The organism is Scytonema sp. NUACC21, assembly GCF_054684315.1.
In genome coordinates this window covers 152,306-178,459 of sequence record NZ_BAAFZH010000107.1, presented here as the reverse complement: position 1 = coordinate 178,459, position 26,154 = coordinate 152,306, and the positions used below count along the sequence as shown (strand labels likewise).

The 26,154-nt window shown below is 42.0% G+C and carries 21 protein-coding genes and 2 pseudogenes; 12 read left to right on the top strand and 11 right to left on the bottom strand.

Annotation, left to right across the window (positions count from 1 at the left end; translation table 11 throughout):
* Positions 1-8: 8 nt before the first annotated feature.
* Positions 9-254: a phycobilisome linker polypeptide gene (locus tag ACYRY3_RS39880; RefSeq protein WP_460207360.1), complete on the bottom strand. Its 246-nt coding sequence runs from the start codon at positions 252-254 to the stop codon at positions 9-11.
* 98 nt (positions 255-352) lie between these two features.
* A pseudogene (locus ACYRY3_RS39875) lies at positions 353-1,060 on the bottom strand (phycobilisome rod-core linker polypeptide); the annotation flags it as partial.
* A gap of 897 nt (positions 1,061-1,957) precedes the next feature.
* Between ACYRY3_RS39875 and ACYRY3_RS39870 the strand changes: the two are divergent.
* Entirely contained in the window at positions 1,958-3,430 is a 1,473-nt protein-coding gene (locus ACYRY3_RS39870) for an aldehyde dehydrogenase family protein (RefSeq protein WP_460207358.1), read from the top strand.
* Positions 3,431-3,724: 294 nt separating this feature from the next.
* Positions 3,725-4,237, top strand: a complete 513-nt coding sequence (locus ACYRY3_RS39865) for a pentapeptide repeat-containing protein (RefSeq protein ID WP_460207356.1) — start codon at positions 3,725-3,727, stop codon at positions 4,235-4,237.
* Between the two features lie 129 nt (positions 4,238-4,366).
* On the opposite strand, the gene ACYRY3_RS39860 is transcribed toward ACYRY3_RS39865, so the two are convergent.
* The 3 genes from ACYRY3_RS39860 to ACYRY3_RS39850 form a co-directional block, all read right to left on the bottom strand.
* Positions 4,367-5,533, bottom strand: coding sequence for an IscS subfamily cysteine desulfurase (locus tag ACYRY3_RS39860; protein ID WP_460207355.1), 1,167 nt, complete (start codon positions 5,531-5,533; stop codon positions 4,367-4,369).
* 77 nt (positions 5,534-5,610) lie between these two features.
* Positions 5,611-6,303 (bottom strand): L,D-transpeptidase family protein, encoded by a 693-nt coding sequence (locus ACYRY3_RS39855; RefSeq protein WP_460207354.1) that lies wholly within the window; start codon positions 6,301-6,303, stop codon positions 5,611-5,613.
* Between the two features lie 322 nt (positions 6,304-6,625).
* Positions 6,626-8,083 (bottom strand): cytochrome P450, encoded by a 1,458-nt coding sequence (locus tag ACYRY3_RS39850; protein WP_460207352.1) that lies wholly within the window; start codon positions 8,081-8,083, stop codon positions 6,626-6,628.
* 392 nt (positions 8,084-8,475) lie between these two features.
* Between ACYRY3_RS39850 and ACYRY3_RS39845 the strand changes: the two genes are divergently transcribed.
* The 3 genes from ACYRY3_RS39845 (at position 8,476) to ACYRY3_RS39835 (ending at position 11,238) form a co-directional block, all read left to right on the top strand.
* Positions 8,476-9,474, top strand: coding sequence for an aldo/keto reductase (locus ACYRY3_RS39845; protein WP_460207350.1), 999 nt, complete (start codon positions 8,476-8,478; stop codon positions 9,472-9,474).
* A gap of 12 nt (positions 9,475-9,486) precedes the next feature.
* Positions 9,487-10,086: a TetR family transcriptional regulator gene (locus ACYRY3_RS39840; protein WP_460207348.1), complete on the top strand. Its 600-nt coding sequence runs from the start codon at positions 9,487-9,489 to the stop codon at positions 10,084-10,086.
* A gap of 300 nt (positions 10,087-10,386) precedes the next feature.
* Positions 10,387-11,238, top strand: a complete 852-nt coding sequence (locus ACYRY3_RS39835) for an FAD-binding domain-containing protein (RefSeq protein ID WP_460207346.1) — start codon at positions 10,387-10,389, stop codon at positions 11,236-11,238.
* Between the two features lie 80 nt (positions 11,239-11,318).
* Here the strand turns inward: ACYRY3_RS39835 and ACYRY3_RS39830 are convergent.
* Positions 11,319-11,678, bottom strand: a pseudogene (locus tag ACYRY3_RS39830) (GNAT family N-acetyltransferase); the annotation flags it as partial.
* A 113-nt stretch (positions 11,679-11,791) separates the two neighbouring features.
* Between ACYRY3_RS39830 and ACYRY3_RS39825 the strand changes: the two are divergent.
* From ACYRY3_RS39825 to ACYRY3_RS39815, 3 genes are all read left to right on the top strand, one after another.
* Positions 11,792-12,643 (top strand): DNA adenine methylase, encoded by an 852-nt coding sequence (locus ACYRY3_RS39825; protein WP_460207344.1) that lies wholly within the window; start codon positions 11,792-11,794, stop codon positions 12,641-12,643.
* Positions 12,636-13,961 carry a type II restriction enzyme gene (locus ACYRY3_RS39820; protein WP_460207343.1) on the top strand — a complete coding sequence of 442 codons (1,326 nt, stop codon included), beginning with the start codon at positions 12,636-12,638 and terminating at the stop codon, positions 13,959-13,961. The genes ACYRY3_RS39825 and ACYRY3_RS39820 overlap by 8 nt, the downstream gene beginning before the upstream one ends.
* Positions 13,962-14,088: 127 nt before the next feature.
* Positions 14,089-14,505, top strand: a complete 417-nt coding sequence (locus ACYRY3_RS39815; protein WP_460207342.1) for a hypothetical protein — start codon at positions 14,089-14,091, stop codon at positions 14,503-14,505.
* Between the two features lie 307 nt (positions 14,506-14,812).
* Here ACYRY3_RS39815 and ACYRY3_RS39810 read toward each other — a convergent pair whose 3' ends face one another.
* Entirely contained in the window at positions 14,813-15,043 is a 231-nt protein-coding gene (locus ACYRY3_RS39810) for a hypothetical protein (RefSeq protein WP_460207341.1), read from the bottom strand.
* 12 nt (positions 15,044-15,055) lie between these two features.
* Here ACYRY3_RS39810 and ACYRY3_RS39805 point away from each other — a divergent pair, with 12 nt between their 5' ends.
* The gene (locus ACYRY3_RS39805; protein WP_460207340.1) at positions 15,056-15,280 is read left to right on the top strand and encodes a hypothetical protein; all 225 of its coding nucleotides are present in this window, start codon (positions 15,056-15,058) and stop codon (positions 15,278-15,280) included.
* A gap of 136 nt (positions 15,281-15,416) precedes the next feature.
* Here the strand turns inward: ACYRY3_RS39805 and ACYRY3_RS39800 are convergent, their stop codons facing one another.
* Both ACYRY3_RS39800 and ACYRY3_RS39795 read right to left on the bottom strand, forming a co-directional pair.
* The gene (locus tag ACYRY3_RS39800; RefSeq protein ID WP_460207339.1) at positions 15,417-17,705 is read right to left on the bottom strand and encodes a CHAT domain-containing protein; all 2,289 of its coding nucleotides are present in this window, start codon (positions 17,703-17,705) and stop codon (positions 15,417-15,419) included.
* Between the two features lie 226 nt (positions 17,706-17,931).
* The gene (locus tag ACYRY3_RS39795) at positions 17,932-20,256 is read right to left on the bottom strand and encodes a CHAT domain-containing protein (protein ID WP_460207338.1); all 2,325 of its coding nucleotides are present in this window, start codon (positions 20,254-20,256) and stop codon (positions 17,932-17,934) included.
* 87 nt (positions 20,257-20,343) lie between these two features.
* Between ACYRY3_RS39795 and ACYRY3_RS39790 the strand changes: the two genes are divergently transcribed.
* The 3 genes from ACYRY3_RS39790 (at position 20,344) to ACYRY3_RS39780 (ending at position 23,570) form a co-directional block, all read left to right on the top strand.
* Positions 20,344-22,413, top strand: a complete 2,070-nt coding sequence (locus ACYRY3_RS39790; protein ID WP_460207337.1) for a caspase family protein — start codon at positions 20,344-20,346, stop codon at positions 22,411-22,413.
* 421 nt (positions 22,414-22,834) lie between these two features.
* Complete coding sequence (locus tag ACYRY3_RS39785; RefSeq protein ID WP_460207336.1) at positions 22,835-22,999, top strand: hypothetical protein; 165 nt, start codon at positions 22,835-22,837, stop codon at positions 22,997-22,999.
* Positions 23,000-23,339: 340 nt separating this feature from the next.
* Positions 23,340-23,570 carry a hypothetical protein gene (locus ACYRY3_RS39780; protein WP_460207335.1) on the top strand — a complete coding sequence of 77 codons (231 nt, stop codon included), beginning with the start codon at positions 23,340-23,342 and terminating at the stop codon, positions 23,568-23,570.
* A 24-nt stretch (positions 23,571-23,594) separates the two neighbouring features.
* Here the strand turns inward: ACYRY3_RS39780 and ACYRY3_RS39775 are convergent, their stop codons facing one another.
* Both ACYRY3_RS39775 and ACYRY3_RS39770 read right to left on the bottom strand, forming a co-directional pair.
* Positions 23,595-24,866, bottom strand: a complete 1,272-nt coding sequence (locus ACYRY3_RS39775; RefSeq protein ID WP_460207334.1) for an MFS transporter — start codon at positions 24,864-24,866, stop codon at positions 23,595-23,597.
* A 214-nt stretch (positions 24,867-25,080) separates the two neighbouring features.
* A complete protein-coding gene (locus ACYRY3_RS39770) occupies positions 25,081-26,151 on the bottom strand; it encodes a hybrid sensor histidine kinase/response regulator (RefSeq protein ID WP_460207333.1) in 1,071 nt (356 codons plus the stop codon).
* Positions 26,152-26,154 lie beyond the last annotated feature (3 nt).

Here is a 26,154-nt window from a genome sequence, read left to right as displayed (position 1 = left end):
GATAGACTTTAGTTGGATTCTTCGGCAGTTAAAGGCTCAATTTTTACAATCCTACCACCCATACGGGTAATGCGCTGCATTTCTTCATTCATCCGGCTGTAGGGTACTGTGATATACACGCTGCCACTGCGGCGGATGTCATAGTTGTTCTTGTCGTTCTCTGAGTTTTGACGCAAACCTACGACTTCGTAACGGAACATCCGGCTACCTGCACTAGAAAGACCACCGGTTCCAACTGTGGTTTGTCCGAACATAACTGCTATATCTCCTTTCGTTCAATAGGTAACCATGATGGGTAATTTGCGATTGGGGATTGGTACTGAGTCAATTCTTCCCTATCCCCTATCCCCTATCAAGCGGGGTTGATACTGACGATTTTGCCGCCTTGGCGCTGAAGTTGTTGTAACTTCTCCGAAAGTCTTTCGTATGGCACAAATATGGCGGTGCTGCTGCGGCGTACCTTAGGATAACCCGGACTCAATAGCCCTGTGACTTCAATTCGGTAAACGCGATCGCCTTGACCTACAGCGTTCCCCAAATTCTTCCGGGGTGCGACATCATTGGATGCACGGTAGTTCCAGTTCTCGTTGCTTCCAGAAGGTCCGACGATGGAGGATGCAGTGTTTGTTGCCAGTTCGCGAGCCAGACGAGCAGTTTTTCCTTCTACTTGTGCGCGATCGCTATTGGCATAACCACGATATAACCGGAACATCCGGTTAAATCCTACTGTTTTTTGTCCTGGTTGAGTTGCAAAACCGCGATAGTATGGTACTATATTGTCGCCGAAGTTAGTTTGATACTCTACAGAATCAATATAAGAGTCTATTTCGGCATCATACCCTTGGTTTTGATACAAGTCCAAGTGGTAAATCACTTCCGACTCATCGTAGGGAGCGCGACCCAACAAATGTTTGTAGTTGAGTTCGATTAGTCGAGTTTGGAAACTGTTGTAGAAAAACTTCTTCTTGTAAAGTTCTGATTTGGCAACGCTACGCACGAACTCCCGGACTGTTAGATTCCCATCTCGCAGGAGTGATTCGGCGCTCTTGAGACGTTCTGATGTGGATCGAAAAATGAGGTCTCTAGGCTATCAATGAGGTAGGATGCAAAAGCCCATCAAAAACGGTCAATAAATCGCTCGTTAAATTGGGTACTTTTTTGCACAATATCCTGTGAATCTGATTGCATAAGGGTTAATTGGGCATCAATTTTGGGGGAAAATTTAGTACACTTGAACGCGTTGAAAGGGCTGGCAGTGCCCATCCTACGAAACTACGAAACTATAAGTACTACGAAACTACGAAACTATAAGTACTACGAAGCTACGAAACTATAAGTACGATCGCACGTAGTACTTAAACCGCTACCTTTTTAAAGTTTCATGAAGTCGAGCAGTGAAGATCGGTTACGGCTTTATTAGCTGCACCTCTTTTTGACTTATACTAACCTTCTAGTTCTAGTGGGGTATGGTGTGGTGTTGGAACCCTAAAAATATTACCTCATATCTTGTATACCCAGCATTGGAAGGGGACATGCAGTATAGCTCGAATGAGAAAATAATAATTATTAATTTATATGGATTAGTATCAGCTATTTGTGAAGTTAAGTTACTTAAATATTAATTTAAAATTAAATTCATGGAATTGGCTAGTATTATGAAAAAATGTCGAAACGGCAGTTTTCAGGCTTGCTTAGTTATAACAACTTATTAAATGAATAGTGATGTAAAGAAAATGTGTGCAATAGTAAAATATGAATTTTAATTAACAGAAAAATCTAAATTTAAAAATATTAATTATGTCTTTTGAGAGATGCATTATTTAGAGTATTTTTACAGAATTAAGTCGGAGATAGTTGTGTGAGTTTCTAGGCTTTATTGCTGCAATTTACTGCAGAAGTCAATAAATCTTTTATCTATTAATTAAGTAGGCAAACTTCAGTCTATAAGGAGGATGCAATGGTTACAGCCACAGCACCAGAAAGGCAGGCGAAAATTGGTCCGACTCAATTACTTATTAATAATGAATGGGTCGAAAGTGCAAGTAATCGCCGATTTGAAACGATTAACCCAGCTACAGGTGAAGTTATTTGCGATGTTGCTGAAGCTGATGCTGCAGATGTTGATAAAGCAGTGCAAGCGGCTCGCAATGCCTTTCAGAGCGGGGAATGGCGAAATATGTCTGCCCGTCATCGCGGAGAACTACTTTACAAGCTAGCTGATTTAATTGAGGAGAATAAAGAAGAACTAGCAAGGTTGGAAAGCCTCGATAACGGCAAACCATTCATGGAGGCATTGGGTACAGACTTGCGGCTGGTAGTCGATTGTTACCGCTACTATGCAGGTTGGGCAGATAAAATTCAAGGCAAAACTATCCCAATTAACGGTTCGTACTTGTGCTATACACGACATGAACCAGTGGGTGTGGTGGGTCAAATTATCCCTTGGAACTTCCCCCTACTCATGCAGGCTTGGAAGCTTGCACCAGCACTGGCAGCTGGTAATACAGTGGTTCTCAAAACTGCTGAACAGACTCCCCTGTCAGCGTTGCGAGTTGGGGAATTAATCCTTGAAGCAGGTTTTCCTCCGGGAGTTGTGAATATCTTATCAGGATACGGCCCAACAGCTGGGGCTGCGATCGCCTCCCACATGGACATCGATAAATTAGCCTTTACTGGCTCTACGGAAGTGGGACGCTTGGTTATGGAAGCAGCAGCTAAAAGCAACCTCAAGCGCGTCACTTTGGAATTGGGTGGGAAAAGCCCTAACATTGTTTTTGCCGATGCTGACTTAGACGCAGCGATCGCAGGTTGTCACCACGCTCTCTTCTTTAATCAAGGTCAGTGCTGTAATGCTGGTTCGCGGTTGTTTGTAGAGGAAAAATGCTACGACGATTTTGTTGCCAAGAGCGTTGAGCAAGCTCAACAGCGCACTGTAGGCGACCCTTTTGACTCCAACACTAAGCAAGGTCCACAGGTAGACCAAGAGCAGTTTGATAAGGTGATGAGCTATATCCAAGCTGGACACCGGGAAGGAGCAAAGTTAATGTGCGGTGGTAGTCGCGTAGGCAATCGCGGATTTTTTATTGAACCAACCGTATTTGCTGATGTTGACAACAAGATGAAGATTGCCCAAGAGGAAATCTTCGGTCCAGTCATGAGCATTATTAAGTTCAAAGATATTGAGGAAGTCATTCATCTGGCAAACACCACCATGTATGGATTAGCAGCTGGTGTGTGGACGAAGGATATTACAAAAGCTCATGCGATCGCGAATAATGTCCGCGCTGGTACTGTCTGGATAAATTGTTACCATGTCTTCGATGCAGCTGCACCCTTTGGTGGTTTTAAGCAGTCTGGTATTGGTCGGGAACTCGGCGAATATTGCTTGCAGAATTACACCGAAGTGAAGACAGTGACGATTCAACTGTAAAGTTTTTTGTCTCAATGGCGTTCCTAGATTTGTGGCGGGCAAGATGCCCGCACCACAAGAAATCTTGGGACATTTTTTTATTTAGTAGGTGAGTGCAAATAAACCTATCTATGTAAACAAATATTGAGATGCTCTCAAGCCTACTAACCACTAACTACTAACCACCATCGTTTAATCACTTAAATTTATAAATTTGAAAAAAAATAATATTTGATTTTATCAATCGACTTATTTAAAGTTAAGAAATCAAGCAATTTATTAACGGCTCAAGAAAAGCAAAGCTGGCAAAGTCTAATGAATAAATCAAATTCAAAAAACTTAATTAACTGGTTCTTAACTACAGTATGTCTGGTACTGGTAATCGCATTTTCTCTACTCAATCAACCCAGTGCTAGTGCTCAAACACAAACACCATCTGTCACCACTCAACCTACACCTGCTCCCGTAACATCTGTAGCAGCCAACGTTCAGCGTTTACTGCAAACCAACGAATGTGTAGGGTGCAACCTATTTGGAGCACATCTAAAAGATGCAAACCTGCAAGCTGCAAACTTAGAGAATGCGAACTTGCAAAATGCTGACTTAGAGAGAGCAAACTTACAAGGAACTAACCTACAAGCTGCAAACCTGCAAGGTGCAGATTTGGGCAAGGCAAATATCACAGGAGCAAACCTAGAGGGAGCAAACCTCTTTGATGCGGACTTAGAGAAGGCAAATCTAACCAACGCCAATATTGTTGGGGCAAACCTGCAAGGTGCAGATTTGGAAGATGCAATCGTGCCCCCAGGATTTTATACCGTTCAGTAATAAACAGTGCATAGCGATCTGCCCTGCGGGCAGGAGCGAAGCTATCGCGTCATAAAGGCTTATTGAGGACATCAAGCCCCTACTCCCAGGAACGGCAGTAGGGGTTTTTGCTAGTCTCGGTAATTCATTTTATACCAACAACTTCTGTTTCCGCAGGCTTTGAATAGTAGAAATCGCGTGCTGCGCCGCCGTGTCAATTTCCTCAGTCGTGTTGAATCTCCCTATCCCAAACCGTATTGATGCATGAGCCAATTGTTCCGGGTGTCCCAGTGCTGTGAGAACATGGGAGGATGCAGTTGTTGCTGAAGAACAAGCCGAACCAGAAGACACTGCCATCACGGGTTGCAACCCTAATTGCAAGGCAGCGCCATCCACTCCTTCAATACTGATATTCAAGTTCCCCGGTAATTTTTGTGTAGGGTGCCCGTTGAGATGAATGCCCTCTAGCTGGGAAAGTTGTTCCCACAATCTTTGCCTCAGTTGAATCAGGCGTTGCGTTTCTGTGGCTTGTTCTTGTAAAGCGATTTCTACAGCCTTACCAAAGCCGACAATTTGCGGTGTATACAAAGTTCCAGAACGCATTCCTCGTTCGTGCCCACCACCATGTTGTTGGGGCGCAAGTTGTACTCTGGGATTTTTCCGGCGAACGTACAATGCACCGATCCCCTTTGGCCCGTATACTTTATGTGCTGTCAGCGACATCAAGTCAATTTTCATCTCCTGCACATCCAAAGCAACTTTGCCAATGGCTTGGGCTGCATCAGAATGGAAAAGGATATTGCGAGATCGACACATTGCGCCAATTTCTGCCAGTGGTTGCAACACACCAATTTCGTTGTTAGCAGCCATCACTGAAACAAGAATCGTGTCGGGGCGGAAAGCTCGTTCCAACTCATTTAAATCTATCAATCCATCCTTTTGGACGGGGAGGATTGAGACATCAAAGCCCAAGCTTTTCAGATACTTACAAGGGTCAAGTATGGCGTTATGCTCGGTTGCAACAGTGATGATATGCTGTCCTTTTTGGAAATAGGCTTCTGCAACACCTTTGATAGCTAAGTTATTTGCTTCTGTTGCACCGCTGGTAAAGACAATTTCTTCTGGCGTAGCGTTAATAGCACCGGCCAAAATTTCCCGTGTCTGTTTCACAGCAGCCTCCGCTTCCCATCCATAGACATGACTCATGCTGGAGGGGTTGCCAAAGTGTTCTGTGAAGTAGGGGATCATTGCTGCCAGCACCCTTTCATCAACAGGTGTAGTCGCGTGGCAATCCAGGTAGATAGGACGAGTAGACATAATTTGTACAATCTATAAAATCAAAATTTGAGCTAGTTTTTTTACCACACATCAATGGAAGCCAGTACGGATGTCAGTTACGGAACAATTTCTACCAATGTACCTTTTTGTACAAATTGATACAGTTCATCTACATCTTTGTTCTTCAAAGAAGGGCAGGCCAGCTTCCAGTTCGTTCGGTCGTCTATCATTTTGTCCCCGCCTTGAGGGACTCCGTGAATACCAACTTCACCACCGATAGGCTGATACCAAGCAATTGTACCTTGAGTTTTTGCTTGGAAATGTTTTCTCCAAGATTGAGGGTGAGGATAGTCTAACCACAGAAACTTCGACCATTGAGGGTGCGGGTAGAGGTCTTTGATACGCAAGATACCTTCTGGAGTGCGATTATCACCTTGTTGTAACTTATCCCCTGTTGGATTGCCACCGAAAACGACAGGATAAGACTTTAATGGTGTTTGATTGTAGTAAAATGTAAGCCGATGCTTTGACTTTTCAATCAAGATAGAGGTTTTCTCCTTAACATTTGCATTATTAATAAGTTGTGAAAGAGGTTTGTTGTAGTTCAATAATTCTTTCCCTGCGGGAGGAATATGCAAGACCTGTTGTGGTGGACAACCCGTTAAACATAGCACCTCTGGAATTGCCGTTAAGGGCACAACAAATCCTTGACGAGCTAAAAGAAGATAGAATGCGGAAAAACTGACCCCTAACAGGGCGATTCCAAGAATATTCCTTTGATTATTTCTGTAAAAGCTTTTCCAACTCACTGCAGTTAAAAATTATATCTCATGATAGCAGATTTTATTCGCTAGTTTATTCGAGGGAATTCCAATCTGCAAGGAAATTTGCCTTTGCGATCGCGCTCCTCCTACAACCAACAATTGTCAATTTTTGTAATTTTTCAGATACTTGCAAGGGTCAAGGACAGCATGATGCCTGATTGAGACAGTGATGATATGCTGTCCTTTTTGGAAATAGACTTCTGGGGGCTGCCTACTTTCTCAATCGGAAACGCACAGGCATTCCATCTGATGGATAAATCAAAAGGTTCTGCTGTAACTGTTCCACAGATGAACGACCATTGACCAATTACCAATCGAAGTAACGCAGCATTAGTGCTAGCATCACCGTTGCTTCTAACATGGACAGATGCTCTCCCAAGCAACGATGAGAACCCGATCCAAAATCTATCATTGGTAGTTGATTGGTTTCTTTGCTGTTGTCTAACCAACGTTCTGGCAGAAATTCCTCAGGGCGATAATAAACTTCCGGATCTCGTCCAGCAGCAAGCATTGACCAGAATATTTTCGTACCAGGAGGAATCACCTTACCCTCAATGACTATCTCCCTTTGAACCTTCAATGAAGTTGAGCCGGAAGCAACAGAATAAAGGCGCAAAGTTTCCTTAATAATCGCACGGATGTAACCCAATTCTTTAAAGCTTTCCGTGTTAATACTACCTTGGCTTTGCCAAACTTTATCGACAACGGTTTGTGCCTGTTGAAAAACCCTCTGATTTAAGGACAACTCTGCTACCGCAAAAGATAAAGTATGGGCTGTTGTATCAGTACCAGCTATTAATAATTCAACAGCTTCTGCTAACAGTAATTCCCGATTATATTTTGGTTCTTTAGCGGCAATTTTCACCAACATTGATTCCTGGAACAAAGAACTTACCTGTGCTAAATCGGTCTTGTTTTGTTCTCTCATTTGCAAAGCCAAGTTTATACGGGGAGACAGAAACTCCTCTAAATATCTCCTTGCTGCCCAATAATCTTGTGAATTTTTAGTTGGCAGATATTTCATCCATATCTTTTCGCCAGTCGCTACCCGTAAGAAGCGATAGCTTAAAATAGATGTCACTTCGTACACCTTAGCAACGTCGAGGGGTGATCCCTCAGGACTAATGGCTTTTTTATCCACAGGAATGCCCAGTACCAAGCAGGAAATCACCCTCATTGTCAGTTCTACAAACAGAGGATCTACCTGAAGCTCTTTTGATGGTGTAGCTTCCTGCATTTTCTCAATAACTTGTTCACAGGCTTGGCTAATAATATCAACATATTTGGAGAGACTACTAGAACTAAATTCAGGATTCCAAGCTTTTCGTCGCCACTGCCATTCGGTTCCACTTTGACCCAAAAGAATGGGGCCAGCAATATCGTTCCAAGCTGTGCTGGTTCGCTCAGACCTAATTAAGCTGCCGTCTCTCATTCCATTGATAATGGTTTCTTCGATAACTTTTGGCTGACTCAAAACAAGAACTGGCTCGTTAGCCCAGTAAACATACATTGAACCTAGCTCTTTGCTCCATTCAAATAGTAATTGGAAAAATTTTTTCTGTTTAACTGCTGCTAATACTTGAGGAATATTTCCTAACAACCAGTGTTTTGGAGGAGAGGGAAGTGACTTGAGGAATTTGTAAGCGTTCTTTTTTTTCCACCACCGCCAACCAACTATTCCTACTGTGCTAGTCACGCCTAAAACTGTAGCTAAATTTAAAGATGAGGCAGAAAAAGCAACTCGATCGGCAATTTCTTGGAACATAAATTTCCTGTCAACAGTAACATGAAGTTATCCAAATAATAGCGTATCTTGGATCTCGTTTGAGAATAGCAATCACTAACTAGAACTGCTCGCACTTTTTCAAAAATCATTTCCTACCCTGTTTCAGCAATCTATCTTGATTAAGAATTACTAATCGCCTCTTCCCCAGTGAAAACAACAGTCTGATTAACTTATTGAAACCAAGTTTGTTGATACGTATCAGCAGCGCTGTAAATCTTTCTTTTGCGCTCCTTAAGTTCACCCCTGTTTTCTGTTCCAGTGCTAGAGCATAACCCTAACCAGATTCCTGGTGTCACAAAACAAATGACAAATATTGATTTTTGTCATTTGTTTTGTTACAGTAGGTTTGTTACTACAGTAAACAAATTGCTATGCTGTCACGCCAACTTGGAGCGAACGGACCAACTGTATCGGCAATCGGACTTGGCTGTATGGGTATGTCCGATTTTTACGGACCTGCCGATCGCGAGGAAAGTATTGCAACGATTCATACAGCGTTGGATGCAGGTATTACCTTGCTCGATACGGGTGACTTCTACGGCATGGGACATAATGAACTGCTGCTGCACGAAGCACTTGCGGGACGGCGACGGGAAGATGTGTTCATTGCCGTCAAATTCGGTGCGTTGCGATCGCCTGACGGTAGCTTTATTGGCTTTGATGGTCGCAAGAGTGCAGTCAAAACCTCCCTCGCTTACACATTGAAACGTCTGGGAACTGATTACATTGACCTCTATCAGCCCGCCCGCATCGATCCAATGGTGCCAATTGAAGAGACTATCGGGGCGATTAGTGAAATGGTCAAAGCTGGATATGTTCGCCACATTGGCTTATCGGAAGCAGGTGCAGATGCAGTGCGGCGTGCCCATGCGATTCATCCCATTAGCTGGCTTCAAATTGAATACTCGCTCTTAAGTCGGGGCATTGAAGCGGAGATTCTGCCAACAGTTCGCGAACTGGGAATTGCGGTCACGGCATATGGTGTGCTGTCGCGGGGGTTGTTGAGCGGTCATTGGTCCAAAGAACGCTCCGAGCAAGCACGGGATTTTCGGGCACATTTGCCACGCTTTTCTGGAGAGAATCTGGAGCGCAATTTGTCATTGGTCGAAGCCCTGCGCCAAATTGCCCAAGAACAGAACGTGACGGTTGCCCAAGTGGCAATTGCCTGGGTGTTGTCGCGGGGTAACGACATTATTCCACTGATTGGCGCACGGCGTCGCGATCGCTTGAATGAAGCATTGGGTGCAGTAGATCTACACTTGACGGAGGATGAGCTAGCCCGGATTGAGGCAGCTATACCACCAGACGCAGTGGCAGGCGATCGCTATGATGCTGGGCAAATGGCAATGCTAGATAGTGAAAAGCCCTAAGGAATTAATTGCGTGAATAATTCAGTGTTGACACCAGAACGGATTCTTGATGCAGCCGAAGAAGTTTTGCGTCGTTACGGGCCGGCAAAAACAACAGTTGTGGATGTGGCTCGCTTTCTAGAGGTGAGTCACGGCACAATTTATCGACATTTTCCCAGCAAGGCAGCCTTGCGCGATGCGGTGGCAAAACGATGGTTGCATCGGGTTTCAGTGCCATTAGCGGTAATAGCAGAAGAACAAGGTTCTGCTACTGAGCGGTTGCACCGATGGTTTGAGCAACTCATGACTCTGAAACGTCAAAAAGTTCTGGACGATCCTCAGTTGTTTGCAACCTATTCGGCGATCGCAGAGGAAGCCCGAGGTGTAGTTCAAGCTCACGTTGATGAACTGGTGCAGCAACTCGCTCAAATCGTTGACAGCGGTATTTCCAGCCAAGAATTTAAGGTTGCTGATTCCCATAAAGCAGCAAAGGCAATCTTTGATGCAACAATCCGGTTTCATCATCCCGCTCACGCCACTGAATGGAGCAATCCAGATATTAACACTGACTTTGCCCAGGTTTGGCGCTTGATACTTGCTGGTCTTGTAGCTGATGACTCGGCATTCCATTGAATCAAATGCTAGCAAAACTAGCCAACAGGGAATATAGGGGACTTCCAGATTAAAAAATCTACAACTGTTTCTTGTGGGACAGGCTAGAAGCCTGTCCTATAAACTGAGATCTCAAGGATGCCCACCCCACATTCTGGAATAATTTAGCTCTTGGAACTCCCTAGCGCTTCTTTTTTTATCCTTTATCCTTCATACTTCATACTTTTTTGGTCATAATAATTGTTGAGGCAGCGGAGGCAAGCTTTAATTGCTAGCGCCACTTAACCAACTAGCTTTTCTAACGTGCAATTTTGGTGAAACATGACTAAAGATATGCGACGCGAGTTTAGCAACCGCGATGAACTCGTAGCCTACCTCCGCGAACAATTTCCTGAAGCCGCACAACGCGATAACAACGTCAGCGAAACCCTAGGTGGACGCAAAGCCGCCAATAAAGCACTACAAAAAGTAGACCCAGCAAGATATGGAAAAACACGTAACTTTTTCACAGGTGCTGTCACCAGGCTTTCTCCCTACCTGCGCTATGGCGTTTTAAGTTTGCGTGAAGTCAGGGATTATGCCCTTGAAAAAGTCAGAAACCAAGATGATGCCACAAAATTGGTTAACGAATTAGGCTGGCGCGACTATTGGCAAAGGCTGTATGCCAAACTAGGGGATGGTATTTGGAAAGACCAAGAAGAATATAAAACTGGTTACACCGTCGCTGAATATGCACCCGAATTACCCGATGATATCAAAGAAGGAAACACAGGGCGAGTGTGCATCGATAGTTTCAGCCGAGACTTGCGGGAGACAGGCTACCTGCACAATCACGGACGTATGTGGATGGCAGCATATATGGTGCATTGGCGGCGCATCCGCTGGCAAGCAGGCGCAAAGTGGTTTCTCGAACACCTACTGGATGGTGACCCGGCTAGTAATAATATGTCATGGCAGTGGGTAGCCAGCACCTTTAGCCACAAACCCTACTTTTTCAACCGAGAAAACTTGGAACGCTATACCGAAGGTGTTTATTGTCGCCAATGTCCCCTATACGGTCATTGTGATTTTGAAGGAAGCTATGAACAATTAGAAGCAAAACTTTTCCCCAAAGGAGAATTTACCAAAAAACCCAACAGCCAAAGCTGGCAAAAAGGGAAAAAGCGAAGGTAACATAGCAGAGGTGCAGAAAATGAGATGAATTTAAAGGATGCTGGAAATTGCTGCGTATAAGAAGCTACAGATGCTCTTACCTACGCAGAAATTTTCTCAGCATCAACGCGATGTATAACCTGCTCTCGTATAGAATTTGCAGCTGCTGTAGCGATCGTTTCCCAATCAGAACTAGTCAACAATATCGAGAGTAGCGTTTCTAAATTGTCATAGTCCTCTTCTGAACCATAGTCGAGCATTCCTTGCTTTTCATAAAACCTTTCAGCACCGGGCAAAGAATGTAATCCCACTCTCCCCTCATAGCCTAACTCCACGCTTAATAACCTTGCAAATCTTAATAAAGCAGTACCAACACCCTTAAACATTGGCGGATATTGAATTTCTATTCTATTCCAAGGAGCAGAGGCAATTCCTTGAACGTAGACAAGCCTTTGACCTATAGTACTTTTGTCAAAAAACCTCCTTCCTGTTAAGAGTTGCCTTCTTGTTAAATAAATTACAAAATTAGTTTATATGTACTATAATTCTCTAAGTCAGTTCTTTGAGGAAAAAAATGGTATCGGCAAATACACTAGTTAAACCTTTTTTGAAATGGGCAGGAGGAAAAAGACAGCTAATTCCGTCAATCATAACAAATCATCTTCCCAAAGATTTTAACACACAAGAGAATACATATTTTGAGCCTTTTATAGGTGGAGGAGCGCTCCTTTTAGCTCTACAACCCCAAAAGGCAGTTATTAATGATATTAATACAGAATTGATTAACTGCTATCAAGTGATTAGAGATTCAGTAGATGAACTCATTAAAGATTTAGAAAGACATGAAAATGAAAAAAATTACTATTACGCAATTAGAGATTGGGATAGGGGAGAAGATTACAAGTACAAAACTCCAGTAGAAAGAGCATCAAGAATCATATTTCTAAATAAGACCTGTTATAATGGACTGTTTAGAGTTAATTCCTTAGGGCAGTTTAACGTACCTTTTGGTAAATATAAAAAACCCAATATAGTAGATATAGCTGTTTTAACAAGCGTTAGTAAGTATTTAGATGAAAATCAAGTAGAGATATTAAATGTAGATTTTCAAGAAGCTGTTAAAAATGCAAAAAAAGGAGATTTTTTATATTTCGACCCTCCTTACGATCCTGTTTCCGACAGTGCATCCTTTACTGGCTATTCTCTTAACGGATTTAGTAAAATTGACCAAAAAAGATTGAAAGAAACTGTGGACGAATTAGACCGTAGAGGATGTAAGATTTTACTTAGTAATGCTTATACTCAATTTATTGTAGAGCTATACAGTAATTATCAACAATTTAAAATATCTGCAAGTAGAGCTATCAACTCAAATACTCTTAAAAGAGGAAAGGTAGACGAAATATTGATAAAAAACTATGAGTGATATATTAGATAGTAAAGATAAAAACAGAAATGATATTGCTTGGCAAATATTGTTTGAAGAACATTCTATTTTAGAAAATGTAAATAAAAATGGTTTTTTTGAAATAGATTCTTCAACAATCAATAAAGTCAGAGAAAGTAGGTTGATGGCGAAATTCGACCATCATGCAAACTTACCAAGATTATTTAAAAATAATAATTTATCTATCTTACCTGTTTCTAGAAAAAAGTACGTGATAGGCAATTTCAATACTTATTGTAAAGTACAATACAATCATTCTTTGAAACCAAATCATGTTAATTTTCCCTCAGAAATAAAGAGTATAGACTATACAAGCTTATCATCAGAAAGTATGGCTTTAAGTTGTGCGTTTAATACAGGTATCATAGATGCCGTTCTTGGAGGTGAAAAATCTTTCCACACTATTTTTGGCAGAATGTCTACAGGTAGGTTTAAATTCTCTATTAGCAACCTCTTAGAGAGTAAATCTTATGAAATTTGTGTTGATAATTCCCAATGTGAAATAGACGCAGGCTTTGAAAGTGAAACTTACCTACTGATACTTGAAGCAAAGCTATACAGTGTTGATGACTTTTTAATTAGGCAGCTTTATTATCCATATAGGCTTTGGGCAAGTAAGATAAACAAGAAAGTCATTCCTGCTTTAATGACATATTCAAATTCTAGTAATATTTTTAGCTTTTTTTTATACGAATTTGATAATCATCTTGATTATAACTCTATAAAGTTAAAAGAACAAAAGAATTATATTATATCTTCTGAAGAAATAACCTTAAAGGATGTATCAGGGGTGTTTCAGTCTGTTATTCCAGGTAGCGAACCACCAAAAGTTCCATTTCCACAAGCAAATGATTTTGAAAAAGTTGTAGATTTGCTTACACTGCTGTTAAATAAAGAATTAACGAAAGAAGAGATTACAATAAACTATCAATTTGATATAAGACAAACGCATTACTACACTGATGCTGCAAGATACTTGGGATTAGTTAATAAATATAAAGATATTAATACGAAAGAAACCATATTTCAGTTGACGGATGAAGGGAAATCTATTCTAAATAGAACCCGCAAAGAAAAGGTTCTGTCTTTAATTAGAAAAATTTTAGAACATGAGGTTTTTTACAAGTCTTTTGAGACTACTCTTTTTACTAAAGTAGTACCATCCAGTCATGCAATCAGCAAAGTTATGTTATCCTGTAACTTGGATTTAAATAACACAACTATCATCAGACGCTCTAGTACGGTTCGTGGATGGCTCGAATGGATATTAAAGATGATTTCAGATGAAGTAAAATAAGTAGGTAGGCGGGAATAAACAGAACTATATGACAAAATGAAAATCTGCCGGAAAGCCTTACTAATGACTTTTGACCAATGACTAAGGACGACCATTCCCACCTACCTAATACTCTTTTAATTTAACAATGACTAAACCAATTATCTGGATACACGGCGATTGTCTCAGTCCCAAAAACCCCGCACTTGAAGAATACCCCGACGCACCCGCCATTTGGGTTTGGGATGAAGCTTTGATAGAAGAATGGCAACTGGGCTTAAAGCGCCTCACCTTTATCTACGAATGCTTGTTGGAATTACCCGTAGTCATCCGCCGTGGCGATGTCGCAAAAGAAGTTTTAGCCTTTGCCAAAGAGCATAATGCTAACCAAGTAGTCACAGCAGATAGCCCCAGTCCCAGATTTGATGCTATCTGTGATGAAATAGAAGGTTCTTTGGAACTGGAAGTCTTTGAGGTTGAGCCATTTTTTGACTACGACGGTTACATCGACCTCAAGCGCTTTTCCCGTTATTGGAAAGTGGCAGAACAGTACGTATTTGATTGACACTTCCTGCAAGGGAACTGAAATAAGTATACGCCGGACTTACATACAAATTTCGTCACTACTAACCATTCAGGGATGTTCAAAAAATAAATTACCCCGGAATGTGGGACGGGCGTTTTCGCCCATCCTGTATGAGTGGCGGGCGGGACGCCCGCACCACAAGAAATTTTGGGAGATTTTTTTATTTGGAAGTCCCTAACCACTCACAGCCCTGTCAAAAAACAGTAGTTATCTTGAGGAACGTCAACCTTTACAAATGACTAATGACAAAGGACGACCAAAACCAGTTAACCTTATTTTTACCAACCTACTCCTTTAAATTCTGCAACAGTTCTATCGACTCCTCACACCAACTATTCCACGCCTGGTCATAGCAAATGCCCATCTTCAAAACCATGTATCGGCACAACTCACTGTAAGACAGTTCTTCTGGATGAGCAAAACGGCTCTGTTCTATGTCTTTATAAGCTTCTAACCTCTTCAAGTGAAGACGGCGATTCTGTTCTAACTTTTGAGGTATCAGGAGGTTGTTGTTCATTCCACCCGCCATATGATTGCCACAACCATTACTGATACTGCTGGCTTTACACCCCTTTTGTTCGATCCAACAGGTTTCTGGAATCCGTTGGCAATTGTCATTGCTGGTGGTTTGGCAGGTGCCACTCTCCTGTCACTCTACTTTGTGCCTTCGGTATACCTGCTACTTGCACGTAGGAAGAAATCTGTGCCTACCTCTGCTTCACATCCTGTACCGTTATCCTACAAAAAGATTTAGGTGTTTTGAATCTCAGCTTATTATGCAGAGGGGTGTTAGGTTTTTTACTTGCTGAAATCTTAAGGAAATTAATTCTGCAATAGGTAAGTATGCTAAAATTAGCACTAGAACAAGCTAAAAAGATTCATAATCACCATCAGTCAGCGGACAGACGAGCAGATGAATACTGGCGTTCATATGTAGCTTCGCCAATTAGGGTGAATGCAGCCCAAGATTTTGGGTTATCGGGATGTTGTTTCATGATAGTTAACATAGCCTGACGCAGGGCTTGAGCTTTATCAAAACCTCTACCCAGATTTTGATAGAACTCTATCATCAAGTCTGCAGTTGAGGTATCTGGCACAGCCCATAGAGATACAATAACGCTGGGCACTCCAGCCGCAATTAGGGAGCGAGATAGTCCGAGCACACCATCTCCACTTAAACGACCCCGACCTGTATCACAAGCGCTCAAAACTACCAGTTCTGCATTAAGTTTCAACGACAAAATTTCGACTGCCGTGAGCAGACCATCATCTTCCTCTGAAGGAGCCAGTGCGATCGCGCCTGGTACATCCAATCCCTTTAAGTCTTCTAACATCCCGTGGGTCGCTAGGTGAACAATCCTTGCCTCAGATAGCCTGTGGATGACCGCTAGCTTGGTGGCTTGGTCACCAGTAAGAGCTTTGGTATTGAGAAGCTTAGCAATAGCCTCAGCTTCCCGTTTTGCGCCAGGAAGCGGATTTAATTTCTGGGGTGGTTGTCCCAACTCCAGCAAAACTTTGGGCATTTTAGGATTACCGACTACCAAAGCTTCTTTTTTTGCCACCATTTGGACTTGTTGTTGTTGCCAACGGGTTAAGTTGAGAATTTGGATGGAAGGGGCTATAAGAATAGTGTGTTGTTCAATTAGATATTTGCCGCCAGCATCTTGCAAAGCCGAAAAAGGAGCTAGGAATAAGGATTCGTGAGGGATGAAAATCACTCGTTCATTTTCATCTTGAGGTAAACAATCAGCAATAGGCTGGATTAGCTTGTCATAAAGTTGCTGTAAACGTTTATTATCTGTGTTTTTTAAGGTAATTGTGCGAACTCGAACAGCATCACGCTCCCTGACTCCAATGGATTCACGGCTGATAGCAACAAAATCTGCCAAAGTAGTTTTATCTTCTCGCCACAATGATTTCAGGTCAACCTGTCGAAATATAACTGTACCTTTTGGCTGGACTAGCCAAATAAACAGTTCTGATTCCTTAGCCTGTAATTTTCCTTTAATCCTGAACTCATCATAAATAATCGAATACTCTACTAAAGTCGCATTTTGCTGCCTAGCAATTTGTTTGATGTGCTCAATTTGGGTTGATTGTACAGGCGATTGAGACTCAGTTAATCGTGGCGATTTCCTAACCAAAAACTCTACAAAAACACTGGAACGTCCCCGTTCGCAAACTTCAAGTGCCTCTTCAATTTTATTCTGAGCGATCAAAACTTTTTGTAGAATTCGGTAAGTTAAATCTTGTGTTTCAAAAAATGAAATTTTTTGAGCTTCACTTTCACCTAATTCTGAACGCAGAGATTCTCCTAGATTGACGGCATCGTAGAGATGTTTCTGTGCGGCATCAAAATCCCCACATTTCAATAAGGCTTCACCTAAATTTTTTAGAGAGTCTAATTCCCCTAAACGGTATTTGATTTCTCGACTTATCGCTAAACCTTGTTGATGATGTTCAATAGCTTGGTTAATGTTTTCTAATTCACTGTAAACTAATCCTAGTCTGCCGACAATATGCACCTCTCCTCGACGATCTCCAATTCTTTGCTTAAGTTTCCAACTCAGTTCATAATACTTCACTGCTTGGTCATAATCTCCTATTAAATAGAAGAAATATCCTAAATTATTTAGAATATTTGCTTGTTCTTGAGTATCGTTAACTTGTTGAGCCAGTACTAAACTTTTTTGAAAGTATTCAATGGCGTGATTAAAATCTCCTTTGATCTGATAAACATTTCCTAAATTACCAAGAACTGATGCCCGCATTGAAATGTCTTGAAGTTCCTGTGCAATCTCTAACCCCTGGTGGTAGTAACTAAGCGCTCGGTCATACTGTCCCAAGTCACAGTAAATATTTCCTAAATTAATCAGGACATTGCCTTCGCCTTTATAGTCTTGAATTTCTTTAGCAATTACAAAAGCTTGCTGATGATACTCAATGGCTTTGGTGTAGTTTCCTATGCCTTCATAAGCCAGTCCTAAATTTGATAGACTTACCCCTTCTGCTTGTCGCATACTTAGTTCCTGATAAATCTTCAAAGACTGTTGCCAGGACTGTAATGCTGCTACAAATTGGCTGTTATGATACTGGTCATAGCCTTGCATCATCAGAAGGTCAGCTCGTTGCACAAGACGGCGATTGAGAGAAGGATTAAACTCTTGGTTTTGGTTCAAAGCTTTTACCTTTGTTTATTGGAATAATTTAAGAGTATTTGGAAGAAATTTAGAGAGTTTTTGCGGGGTTAATTTATAGTAAGTAGAGAGGCACAAAAAAACCGAACTATGTAACGAAAAGTAAAGTAGCCGAAAAACCTTTTCCCTTCTGCCATCTGCCCTCTGCCATCTGCCTTGTTATGACGATAATTTTTAATGCCGACCTACTTAGAACCACTTTTCTTGTTCACTCTGCTTCACCTACTAAAGTAAAAGCAGCCCAGTTCCTAGGATGGTGTGCTACATCCATTGTTTCTAGCATAGCTTGACGCAAAGCTTGAGCTTTGTTGTGATGTTGAACTAAGTTTTCATAAAACTTCTTCATCAGCACCGCAGTAGGAGCATCCGGTACTGACCAAAGAGACACGATGATACTAGGGACACCAGCTGAAATAAATGCGCGGGATAGTCCTATGACTCCGTCCCCTGTCAATCTGCCTCTACCTGTGTCACAAGCACTGAGAATCACTAATTCAGCATTCAGTTTCAAATCTAAAATTTCTTCGGCAGTCAGCAAACCGTTATCTTTGTCTGAGGGAGCAAGAGCAATGGCACTTCCCAAACCCCGGAACTCATCCAGTAAACCGTGAGTAGCTAAATGAATAATTCGTGATGACGCCATCTGCTGCACAACGAAAGCTTTGGTAGCACTGGTTCCGATGATAGGTTGGGAATTAAACAGAGATGCAATAGCGTGGGCTTCCTCTTCAGCATTAGGTAGATTCCGTAATGGTTGAGGAGGTTCACCAATAGATGGCGGTACGCTGGGCATTTTTGGATTACCGAGAATCAGGACACTGTTCAAAGCAGCTGTCTTAACTTCTTCCCGTTTCTTGTGAGTTAAATCTAAAACTTGAATTGACGGAGCAGTTAAGATTGTATGTTTTTTGAGCAGATATTCGCCGGATTCATCTTGCAACGCGGGAAATGGAATAAGAAACAGGGAGCTTTGAGGGATAAAAATAACTTGAGCAGTTGGATCTGTTGGCAGTAAATCTACTATCGGTTGAATTAAGAGTTGATAGAGTTGTTGCAAATATTGCTTGCTATTCTTGGGAATTTTAGTTCTCATTGCATCGCGTCCCCCTACGCCCATTGCTTCACGGGTGCTGTTAACCAGATTGACTAAAGAAGTATTTTGCTCTTGCCAAAGGTGTTTCAGGTCAATGCTACGAAATCTAATTTCACCTGAAGGCTGAATTACCCAGATTAAAATTTGTGATAACCAAGAAACGTCCTGATTTTTCAGCCTGAAATCAGAATTGTAAGTTATCGAATATTCAACAATTGTAGATTTTTGCTTTCTGGTAATTTGTCGAATCTGCTCAATAGTGGGCGGATTGTTAGTAGCTTGCTCATTTTGAGTAGCAGACAACTTCCTAGTTAATAACTCAACAAATGCACGAGTGCGACCTCGCTCAGCAACTTCTAAAGCTATCTCTATCTTGTTCTGAGCGATTAAAGCCATTTGCAGGAGACGGTAAGACTTAGACTGAGTTTCAAAAATTGACACTTTCTGGGCATCGTTACTACCTAAATCAGCACGTAAAGATTCCCAAAGATTAATTCCTGTAAATAATATTTTCTCTGCCTCTGCAAAATCCCCCGATTGGAGAAAGTAGCAACCCAAATTGTGCAAGGCTTGTCCTTCTCCAAGCTTATCTCCAATTTCCTGAGAAATTTTTAAAGCTTTCTGAAAGTAGCTAATCGCCTCAACATAGTTTCCCAAGACTTGATAGGAGTTTCCTAAATTGAGTAAAGCACGCTCCTCCCGCCAAGGGTCACGAATTTTTTGGGCTATTTGCAGGTATTGCGTAGAATATGCAATTGCTTTTTCGTAGTCTCCTAAAAAATAGTAAGCACCTCCCAGATTCCCCAACACCCCCGCCTTTGCATCACTATCTCCAATTTCTTCGGCTATGGTCAGACTTTGTTGAAAAAACTCAGTAGCTTGCTCCACGACTCCACAGTCATGATAAGCAATTCCCAAATTTCCCAAAGCCAAACATTCACCTCGGCGGTCGTCAATTTCTTGTGCTATTGTTAAACTCTGCTGATGGTGTGCGATCGCTTGTTCATAATCACCTAGAGCATGGAAAGCGTTGCCCAAATTCATTAGAGCCTGTCCTTCGCACCACCTGTCTTCATTTTTTTGAGCAATTTGCAAACTCTGTTGATGATGTTCAACGGCTTTTCCGTAGTCTCCTAACGCTTGGTAAGCATTTCCTAAATTAACCAAAGCTTGACCTTCACCCCAACTGTCTTCGATTTTTCTAGCAATCACCAAGTTCTGTTGAGAACACTCAATTGCCTTCATGTAATTTCTTGAAGAGTAATAAACAGTTCCTAATATACCTAGCGTATTGCTTTCCCATTCATGGTCTTCAATTGCTTGGTATATGGTCAATGCCTGCTGCAAAGATTGTAATGAAATGTCATATTGACCATGATTGTACTGGTCTATAGCTGTTTGAACGAGACGATCTGCTCGATCTTTAAGTTGTATACTCATCTCGCCACTCTCCGAATTTATTCTGATTATAAGATTAATCAATAATTCAGTTAATTTAATAATTAATACAAGCTAGGTAGACAGGCAATGGTCAATACAGTTCAAGAACGCCAAAAGTGGGCATTATTAATTGGCATTAATAAGTATAAATACTCCAATATTAACCAACTCCAAGGTTGTGTCAATGATGTCGAGCTGATGTCCAAAATCCTGCAAGAGAACTTTGGCTTTAGTGCCAACAACATCACCCGCAAGCGCGATGAAGAGGCTACTCGCGACGGCATCTTAGTTGCTATGGATGAGTTAGTTAACAGTGTTGGCTCTGACGATATTGTAGTCATTCATTACAGCGGACACGGCTCCCAAATGACCGACCGGGAGGGAGACGAAAAAGATGGCTTAGATGAGACCATTGTGCCTCACGATAGTGGACGCAGCCCGTATCCTAACCGGGATATTACTGATGACGAAATTTACATACGTTTGTTGCGTCTGAGCGAAAAGACTCCGCACGTCACCCTCATCTTTGACTGCTGCCATTCCGGTACTATTAGCCGTGACCCCTTTGGTGCTGACGAACGCTGGGTGGAACCTGACCTTAGACCTGTTGAGGAACTGCCACCATCGCCCGTTGCTGCTGAGCTAGCTAGAGAAGCCAAGCGAGATGTCGGACCCAGTGGCTGGTTGCCTCTGAGTCAAAGTTACGTCCTAATTGCAGCTTGCCGCGATGAAGAAAGAGCTTATGAGTACACAGCCAACGAAGGCGACAGTCAACTAACCCACGGAACCTTAACGTATTTTCTAGCTCAATCCTTACATAACGCTCAGTCTGGCACCACCTACCGAGACATTTTTGAACAGGTGAACCACCAAGTCACGGCGGTACGACTGTCCCAGCACCCGCAGATGGAAGGAGCACGTGACAGGCTGTTGTTTGACGTCCAAGACATCACACCTATGCGCTTTGTATCTGTTCGACAAAGGACAGGCAAGCAAGTTACTTTGGCTGCGGGTGCAGCTCATGGCATGACGGTAGGTTCATACTGGGTAATTTACCCATCCGGTAGCAAACAAATCACAACGGAAACTTCTAGATTAGGACTAGTGGAGATTACTCAGGTTAAAGCTGTGACTGCCTTTGCAGAAATATTAGAAGAAAGTGATTTGGATGCGATCGCACCTGGAAGCAGAGCTGTAGAAGACGCTCACTTCTATGGTCAGATGTGTCTAAAGGTGGAAATTCTAACTCCAACTGGTCATGAAACTGCTGTCAGCGAATTGATTGAGCTGATAGGAGTCTCTACTTTGTTACAACAAGCATCAGTAGGGGAAGCAGCTGACGCAAGAATCTACTTGATTGCACCCCGAACTGAAGTTAGAGAAGGTGAGCCTGTACCACAGTTGAGGAAGGTGACTCAACCCACTTGGGCAGTCATTGGGCAAGATGGTCAATTGATGGTACCTCCACAAGTAGTAAATCATCCAGGAGCAGCACTTATACTACGTAACAACTTGGAGAGGGTGGTACGATATCGCCAGACGCTATCGTTGCGAAACCCCAATGAGGAGAGCCTGCTGAAAGACAAAGTGGAATTTATTCTCAAGCGGCAAACTATTGATGGTACCTGGGTAGTGGCAGAACCGGAAAATAGTAGTGGGCAAATTGTCTTTAGCCATAGCGAACAAATTGCCATCAAAATTGTCAATCACTATGATGCTCCCATTTACATTGGTATTCTCGACTTTGGATTGACAGGGAAAGTTGATTTGATTCACCCTATTGAAGGTTCTAATGAACAATTGATGCCGGGACAAAGTATCGAGATTGGGGTGCGAGCGGGCGACGAAATCAAACTGCAAATACCGCCAGACTTTCCCTTTGTACCAGTTGTTGATGCTCAAACACCGATTGGGGAAATTGAAACCTTTAAACTCCTTGCTACCGTTCAAGAAGCTGACTTCAGCCTGAGAGTACAGGAGGGATTTGAACGGCAAAATAGGAGTGATGACGGCAACCCTTTAAGATTATTGCTAGACCTAGCATGGATGGGAGATGAAGGGCGGGATGTGGTCCGCCGCCGTCTACGCAATCATCGCCGACCGGAACAAGAGTGGACAACAGTGGAGCGCTCATTTTTTCTACAACTAGATAACTAGTGAATATCAACTAGCATCTTACTTTACTCTTCTTAATACTTTCTTAGTAGACTTTTTAATATTTCTACAAATGGAGGAAAATGCAACTGGGGAGTTGAGTGTGGGGTGTGGGAGTTTATAGAAGATTTTAAATTATAAATATATTTTATTTAAAAATACATTTTCTATCTAATTAGTAAATAAAAAGCTCAAATAATTTGTGATATTTAATACTGTAATCGCTCAAAAATAGTTATTTTTACCAGTTATTAGGTTTTTGATTCTATAATTTTAAATTATTAAATGTATGTTATTCAAAGAGTTTGATTAATTTTACCCCCTAGTGTAAATTGTGTCTAAAAAAAATTATGTACGAGTTAATACCAATTGTTAAGACTATGAAGTATAGTTAAATTAGGCTTGTTGTAACTATTGAGTGTTTATGTTATCAACAACTAAAGATTTGATTTTTGGCTTTCTAGCCATTGTTGCATTGATAGGGTTACTCGGTTTATCTGTGGTAGACCCGTTAGCGAAAGACACTTTTCTCAAGGTTGCAGAATGGTCACTGGCAGCATACCTGGGTTATTTAATCCCAAACAAATAACCCCCATTGATATACATAGGGGTCACTCGATTATTTACTTTATTGTTCTTATCATACCCCTATAGTTTCAATTTGAATCACTCCCTGAGACATTAGGGAGTGTTTTCTAGTGAGTATATATGCTTTTTATTACAGCTTGTGAGGTAACTGGTGAAGGGCGCTGATAGAGCTTAGGCTGAATGTGTAGTTAGACTTCCAAATTAAGGCTAGGGATATTTGTGCATAGAATTAGCAAGCACAACAAACTCAGAGAACGTAATACCCGGAAAATCTTCTCTTGATGAGTTTATGGGTGATGATAACAAGGTGACACAAAACCGCTCTGTTTCTATTAGAGGTAATGTCACTGACAGTGCAAACAGGCTTAATAACTTTCACCCAAGAAGACAGGCTGACTCCAGGTTCAACTGATGAACCCTTAACCTCTAGAGGTGTAGCTGTACTAAATTTCTCTATACGAACTCCTCAAAGAGTTCCAGAACCAGCAGCTACAACGACGTTAGTCGGCTTGGGTGTTACTGGAGCAGCTTTGTTGCTACATCAATATCGTCGTCGGCTTAATAATTTTTAACGTGAGTTCGACCCACAAAAGAACTTAAAGACCCAAAAGCCCGATGAGCAAGGCTATGGGTGCCGCAATTAATAGCCACATCGTCCAGTGCAAACCATACTGTTGGGCAACCAAGCCAAGCGCAAGCGGCATTAAACCACCTACTAAACCAAACAAGTTGTTTAACGTCATCACCGTACCACTCTGTCCCGGCATCGCCTTGTACAACTGCCCTTGGACAATTGAATACCAACCCGAATTGAAGAAACCCAGGAAGCCGAGAATGACCAATTTGGCATTGATATTGGGTACAACCAAAAAAGTCGGGTAAACAAACAAAACAACGATGGCACTGAACCTTAAATAATCTAATCCCCGCACCCGTTCTAGTAAGGGAATCAGGAAAAAATCTCCCAGCAAGCCAATCCCCAACCATACCGTGACAGCAAAACTTGCCTGAGTGGTGGGAGTACCCACTACATCTACAAAGTACAATGCCAAAAAGCCACCCAGAACATCCAGCATTAAATCTGCAAACTGCAACAAGGTTAACCAACGTAGTACGTTGCATTGTTTTAATGCGCTCACAGCATTATAAATGCCATCTTTGAAACTAAGTACGGGTTCGTCAACATGAGTTGATGTCGTTGGAGTTGCAAACCCATACTTCCACAGTATTCCGACAAGCAATACCGTCAGTACTGCCAATATTAGAAATACAGCCCGCCAGCTTTGATGAAATGCAACAGCACCTGCTAAAGCCATTGGTCCAATGACATTGCCGACAGAACCAGCTAATGCCCAACGCGCCATGTTTTGCTCGTGGCGTGTCGGTTCGATATCCATTAAGGTGGCTTGGGAAAGGCTGACAAAGGAACCTGATGCTGGGTAAAACAGCACAAAGGCGGCTAATAACAACCCAAAGCTATGGCTGAAACAGATGAGTAGCAACGCAAGGGCGAAGGCAACACCGCCTCCCAAAATCAACTGCCGTCGCTGACCGATATCCCCCAATATCCCTAGAATAGGTTCTATGAGGCTAGCGATCGCATTGGGAATGGTCAGCAGCATTCCAATTTGCACGTAGGAAAGATGCAAGTCATGGCGGATTAACGGCCAAGCTGCACCCCTCACTCCATCTACAAGCTCGTCTAATAATTCAATAGCCAGAAAGATAGTGGCTAATAAAATAGCAGTCTTGGTGGTTTTGTTTTTCCCATTAAATGGCATTTTTGTTATTCTCCCGTCCTCAAAGTTTGACAACCAACGCAAAATCACGAGCAGCGCTGGTTCTTGGAGGGGGAATCCACGAACCAAAATTTCGCCTTCTTTGTAAGGCTACAAGCTTGTTGGATTGAAGTTCACTAATTTACCAAGGAGGAAAAATCATAGAGCTAAGAAAAAATGACTTGCAAACGTGCTTGTACTATATTGTAGTATATATTGTCAGAAAATAGAAAAATTAAATAGAGGTGTCAGCAAATGAGTTGGAACCAGACATCTGAAGAAATAAGTTTCATCAATACCATTTCTATACCTCAATGGTAAAAATTGACCCCTGTGGCAAGTTGTTTTCTACTATGATAGATCCTCCGTGAGCTTCTACTGCCATTTTGCAAAAAGCCAGCCCCAATCCCAGTTGCGATGACGGTTTAATGGGAGTGCCAATTTCGTATTTTTCAAAAATGATTTGGTGCAATTCTTCTTTAACTCCGAGACCCGAATCAGCGACTTGTATTCTGGCTCTTCCTGGTGCTGTGTAATCAGCACTTAAGACAATCTCACTGTCTGGGGGTGCGAATTTAATAGCGTTGGATAGTAAATTATCAATAACTCGACGGAATAGAGCCGTATCAACACAAATAGTTCCACCAGGTACTGGCAAATTGCCGATTAATTTTCGCTTGTTTTGAACGGCAAGTGGTTCAAGATCGGAAAGTGCAGAGGCACACAGATTGTGGAGATCGACCTCTGTTTTAGTAAGAACCATCTTCCCGGATTCTAATTTTGCCATTAACAACAAATTATTAATCATCAATTCCAAGCGTTGTCCTGCTACAATAATGTTCATAGTTTTCGTTTGCAGGCGTTCGGGAGAGCAATCAGCCGTCTGTAAGATTGCTGCTGATGACATTATTATGCTGAGGGGATTTCGCAGATCGTGGACGATTGACTGGGAGAGGTCTTCTCGCAAACGCATGGTTGCTTGTAGGGCATCGTGTTGTTGCTTGATACGCAACATGGACTTCACCCGAGCACGCAGTTCAATCCCGTTAACAGGTTTGCTGATGAAATCATCAGCTCCCATAGCCAAACACTTTGATAGGTCTTCTTTGCTACTAAGAGCCGTAACAATAATTACTGGGATATGCTTCCATTCTAAATGAGATTTGAATCTCTGGCAGAATTCAATACCGTTCATCTGAGGCATCATTACATCCAGCAAAATCACATCCGGCAGAAACGTCTTGAGTAAATTAAGAGCTTTGTTTCCATTGGAGGCATAACTCAAGTGATAACCTTCACTCTCCAATAATGTATCAATGACATCGAAGTTATCAGGTTCATCATCGATAATGAGAATTTTGGGGGAAGTTTTCATAGC

Bases quoted from the DNA above. Each gene is read 5' to 3' on its own strand.
- ACYRY3_RS39880 (WP_460207360.1), bottom strand. From the start codon at position 254: ATGTTCGGACAAACCACAGTTGGAACCGGTGGTCTTTCTAGTGCAGGT.
- ACYRY3_RS39870 (WP_460207358.1), top strand. From the start codon at position 1,958: ATGGTTACAGCCACAGCACCAGAAAGGCAGGCGAAAATTGGTCCGACT.
- ACYRY3_RS39865 (WP_460207356.1), top strand. From the start codon at position 3,725: ATGAATAAATCAAATTCAAAAAACTTAATTAACTGGTTCTTAACTACA.
- ACYRY3_RS39860 (WP_460207355.1), bottom strand. From the start codon at position 5,533: ATGTCTACTCGTCCTATCTACCTGGATTGCCACGCGACTACACCTGTT.
- ACYRY3_RS39850 (WP_460207352.1), bottom strand. From the start codon at position 8,083: ATGTTCCAAGAAATTGCCGATCGAGTTGCTTTTTCTGCCTCATCTTTA.
- ACYRY3_RS39845 (WP_460207350.1), top strand. From the start codon at position 8,476: ATGCTGTCACGCCAACTTGGAGCGAACGGACCAACTGTATCGGCAATC.
- ACYRY3_RS39835 (WP_460207346.1), top strand. From the start codon at position 10,387: ATGACTAAAGATATGCGACGCGAGTTTAGCAACCGCGATGAACTCGTA.
- ACYRY3_RS39825 (WP_460207344.1), top strand. From the start codon at position 11,792: ATGGTATCGGCAAATACACTAGTTAAACCTTTTTTGAAATGGGCAGGA.
- ACYRY3_RS39820 (WP_460207343.1), top strand. From the start codon at position 12,636: ATGAGTGATATATTAGATAGTAAAGATAAAAACAGAAATGATATTGCT.
- ACYRY3_RS39815 (WP_460207342.1), top strand. From the start codon at position 14,089: ATGACTAAACCAATTATCTGGATACACGGCGATTGTCTCAGTCCCAAA.
- ACYRY3_RS39810 (WP_460207341.1), bottom strand. From the start codon at position 15,043: ATGAACAACAACCTCCTGATACCTCAAAAGTTAGAACAGAATCGCCGT.
- ACYRY3_RS39805 (WP_460207340.1), top strand. From the start codon at position 15,056: ATGATTGCCACAACCATTACTGATACTGCTGGCTTTACACCCCTTTTG.
- ACYRY3_RS39795 (WP_460207338.1), bottom strand. From the start codon at position 20,256: ATGAGTATACAACTTAAAGATCGAGCAGATCGTCTCGTTCAAACAGCT.
- ACYRY3_RS39790 (WP_460207337.1), top strand. From the start codon at position 20,344: ATGGTCAATACAGTTCAAGAACGCCAAAAGTGGGCATTATTAATTGGC.
- ACYRY3_RS39785 (WP_460207336.1), top strand. From the start codon at position 22,835: ATGTTATCAACAACTAAAGATTTGATTTTTGGCTTTCTAGCCATTGTT.
- ACYRY3_RS39780 (WP_460207335.1), top strand. From the start codon at position 23,340: ATGTCACTGACAGTGCAAACAGGCTTAATAACTTTCACCCAAGAAGAC.
- ACYRY3_RS39770 (WP_460207333.1), bottom strand. From the start codon at position 26,151: ATGAAAACTTCCCCCAAAATTCTCATTATCGATGATGAACCTGATAAC.